Source organism: Actinomadura sp. KC216 (genome assembly GCF_004348535.1).
Taxonomy (GTDB): Bacteria; Actinomycetota; Actinomycetes; order Streptosporangiales; family Streptosporangiaceae; genus Spirillospora.
Genome location: NZ_SMJX01000533.1, coordinates 1 through 3208, shown reverse-complemented (window position 1 = coordinate 3208; position 3208 = coordinate 1). Strand labels below are relative to the sequence as shown.

Annotated in this window: 4 protein-coding genes; 2 read left to right on the top strand and 2 right to left on the bottom strand. The window is 70.4% G+C overall.

All coding sequences use genetic code 11. From position 1 onward, the window contains the following. Nucleotides 1–738: APC family permease (locus tag E1264_RS41565; RefSeq protein WP_132182919.1), on the bottom strand; the 738-nt coding region annotated here is incomplete at its 3' end. A gap of 96 nt (nucleotides 739–834) precedes the next feature. Here E1264_RS41565 and E1264_RS41560 point away from each other — a divergent pair. Beyond that, complete coding sequence (locus E1264_RS41560) at nucleotides 835–1365, top strand: cupin domain-containing protein (RefSeq protein WP_132182917.1); 531 nt, start codon at nucleotides 835–837, stop codon at nucleotides 1363–1365. Here the strand turns inward: E1264_RS41560 and E1264_RS41555 are convergent. Continuing rightward, nucleotides 1331–2602: an amino acid permease gene (locus E1264_RS41555; RefSeq protein ID WP_165964656.1), complete on the bottom strand. Its 1272-nt coding sequence runs from the start codon at nucleotides 2600–2602 to the stop codon at nucleotides 1331–1333. The two genes, E1264_RS41560 and E1264_RS41555, sit on opposite strands and share 35 nt — an antisense overlap. 103 nt (nucleotides 2603–2705) lie before the next feature. Between E1264_RS41555 and E1264_RS41550 the strand changes: the two genes are divergently transcribed. Next, the gene (locus tag E1264_RS41550; protein WP_132182913.1) at nucleotides 2706–3176 is read left to right on the top strand and encodes an Lrp/AsnC family transcriptional regulator; all 471 of its coding nucleotides are present in this window, start codon (nucleotides 2706–2708) and stop codon (nucleotides 3174–3176) included. The last annotated feature ends 32 nt before the right edge of the window (nucleotides 3177–3208 follow it).

The window sequence follows — 3208 nt, the reverse complement described above, 5'->3', positions numbered from 1 at the left end:
GCCCAGGACTGTTAGGACGGCTACTGCGACCGCTGCGTAGACGGCGAGGGTGATTCCCAGGGCTAGGGGGATGGCGCGGGGGATCGTGCGGGCCGGGTCGCGGACCTCCTCGCCGAGGGTGGCGATGCGTGCGTATCCGGCGAAGGCGAAGAAGAGGAGGCCCGCTGCCTCCAGGATGCCCGATGGGGTTGTGTCGGAGGTCAGGTCCAGGTGGGCTGGGTCGGACGTCGCTGAGATCAGGGACGTGATGATCACTGCTGTGAGGACTGTCAGGACGATGGCGACGATCACGCGGGTCAGCCATGCGGATTTTCGTACGCCCGCGTAGTTGACGGCCGTGAGGAGCAGGACGGCCGCCACGGCGATCGTGTGGGAGTGGGCGGGCCAGAGGTAGAAGCCGACGGTCAGCGCCATGGCGGCGCAGGACGCCGTCTTGCCGACCACGAAGCCCCAGCCGGCCAGGTAGCCCCAGAAGTCGCCCAGGCGTTCGCGGCCGTAGACGTAGGTTCCGCCGGACGCGAGATAGCGGGCGGCCAAGCGTGCTGAAGACGTCGCGTTGCAGTAGGCGACGATGGCGGCCACGCCCAGGCCGAGCAGGAGTCCCGAGCCGGCCGCGCGCGAGGCGGGGGGCAGGGCGGCGAAGATGCCCGCACCGATCATCGAACCCAGGCCGATGACGACCGCGTCGAACACGCCCAGGCGGCGCTGTAGGCGGTCGCCGGTCGATGTGTCGGCCATGGCGTGCTCTCCTCGGCGGTCGTCGGCCGTGTTTATGCCCCGTGTTCGGGCGGGGAGGCGTGTTCTGAGCTCGGAACGCCTAGCGAGGAGATGAACATGTCATATCCGGAGCCCCGGTACTTCGGGGATGGGGGCGAGATCAGCGCCGTCTTCCGGCCCGCGGACGCCGGACCGGAGCTCGTGTCGCCGGCCGGGACGAAGACGTACTACCTGGCGACCGGGCGGCCCACGGGGCGCGAGCACGGGGCGGCCACGGACGGGGAGTTCGGCCTCTACAACGTCGTCGGCCTGCCGCCGGGGGCCGGGACGGGCACCCACTTCCACAGGACGATGTCCGAATCGTTTTTCGTGACGGACGGGACGGTGTCGCTGTTCGACGGGGAGCGCTGGGTCGAGGGGACGAAGGGCGATTTCCTCCACGTCCCGCCCGGCGGGCTGCACTCGTTCTACAACCGGTCGGACGAACCGGCGTCGTTCCTGATGCTGTTCACGCCCGGTGCGCCTCGGGAGGGCTACTTCGAGGGGGTCGGTGCCGTTGGCCGGATGAGTGAGGAGGAGCGGAGCCGGTTCTTCGTCGAGCACGACAGCTACTTCATCGACGAGACGAAAGGGCCGAAGGTCGGATAGGGGATGAGTTCGTCGGTGGAGTGGTTCTGCGGGTGAGCACCAGGACGGTCAGGGTCAGGCAGGCCGGGACGGCCAGGTAGGCGCCGCAGGACAGGAGGATCGCGGCGGTGAAGAGGGTTCCCGCGCGGGCGAGCGTGCGGGGGCGTCCGGTGAGGAGCCGGGTGGCGGCGGCCGTGCCGATGACGGTGACGGTCGCCAGGCAGGCGGCGGTGGTGCGCATGAGCGGGTCCAGGCCGAGGTCGGCGGCCAGGACGATCGTGGTCAGGGCGGTGGTCACAGCGGCGAGCAGGCCGAGGCTGCGGCGCGGGGTGCGGAGGGCGTCCGGGAGGGCGCCGTCGCGGGACAGGGCCGAGCCCAGGCGTGCGCCGCCCGCGATGTAGGTGTTCATCGCGACGAAGCTCAGGACGAGTGCCGCCCCGGCGGTGACGGGCCTTGCCGTGGTGGGGCCGATCCCGTCCTCCAGGAGCAGGGCGAGCGGTACCGGTGACGACGCGGCGCGGTCGCCGAGGACGCCCGTCACCGTGACGGCGAGGCCGAGGTAGAGGACGCCGACGATCGCGAGGGTCAGGACGGTCGCGCGGGGCAGGAGGCGGCGCGGGTCGGTGAAGTCGCCGGAGAGGTGGCTGGCGGCCTCCCAGCCCGCGAACGCGAAGAACAGGACTCCTGCGGCGTGGACGACTCCCGGCCCGCCGTGCGGGGCGAACGGGGTGAAGTTGGCTGTGGACAAGTGGGGGGCGGTGGTCAGTATCGTCAGGAGGAGAAGGGCCGTCAGGAGGGTGACCAGGGCTAGCTGGATGCGGCCTGAGAGGCGCAGGCCGCTGTAGTTGGTGGCGAACGCGGCCAGGAGGAGTGCGCAGGTCATGGCTATGGTGCCGGGGCGTCCGAGACCGGCGGCCGATGCGGTGTAGTCGGCGCCGATCATCGCGCCGGCCAGCACGCCGACCGGGACGACGGCGTAGAAGCAGAAGCCGGCGACCATCGCTGGACGGGCACCGAAGGCGCGGGCCGCGAACGTCGCGACGCCGCCCGCGTCGGGATGGCGGGCGCCGAGCGCGGCGAACGTCAGCGCGACCGGCACGCTCAGCGCCAGCAGCGCCGCCCACGCGATGATCGACGACGGGCCCGCCGCCGCGGCGGCCAGGTGCGGAAGGGCCAGGACTCCGGGGCCGAGGACGGCGCCGACGAAGAGCGCCGTGCCCTGGCCCAGCCCGAGCCGATGTCCGGTCTTGTTCGCCATACTTCCCCCGAATGAGTGGTGTTCGGGGTTGAAGGTAGCCATTTGGTTGGGAATGGAGATGTCTAGGCGAACGTTTGACTGAAAGTCGGGCGCATAATCGGGTGTGGACGAACTTGATACGGAGATCGTGCGGCTTCTCCAGACGGATGCCCGGCAGTCCAACCGCGAGCTCGCCCGGACGCTCGGGATCGCGCCGTCGACGTGCCTCGAACGGGTCCGGTCGCTGACGCGGCGCGGCGTGATCCGCGGCTACCACGCGGAGATCAGCCCGGCGGCGCTGAACCGCGGCGTGCAGGCGCTGGTGTCGTTGCAGGTCAGGCCGCTCAGCCGGACGGTCATCAACACGTTCAAGGACTACGTGTCGGGGATGGCCGAGGTCATCAGCGTGTTCGTGGTGGCGGGCGGCGACGATCTGGTGCTGCACGTCGGCGTCCAGGACCTCGACCACCTGCACGCGTTCCTGCTGGACGGGCTGAGCAAGCGCAAGGAGATCGCCGGGTTCCGGACGTCGGTGATCTTCCAGCATGTGCACAACACCGTGTTGAGCCGGCTGGACGATCCCGTCCCGGGGTGAGTGCAACCGGGTGGGGCGGCGTGGGGTTCATG

Excerpts from the sequence above, each read along its gene's own strand:
- E1264_RS41560 (WP_132182917.1), top strand. The coding sequence starts at position 835 with ATGTCATATCCGGAGCCCCGGTACTTCGGGGATGGGGGCGAGATCAGC.
- E1264_RS41555 (WP_165964656.1), bottom strand. The coding sequence starts at position 2,602 with ATGGCGAACAAGACCGGACATCGGCTCGGGCTGGGCCAGGGCACGGCG.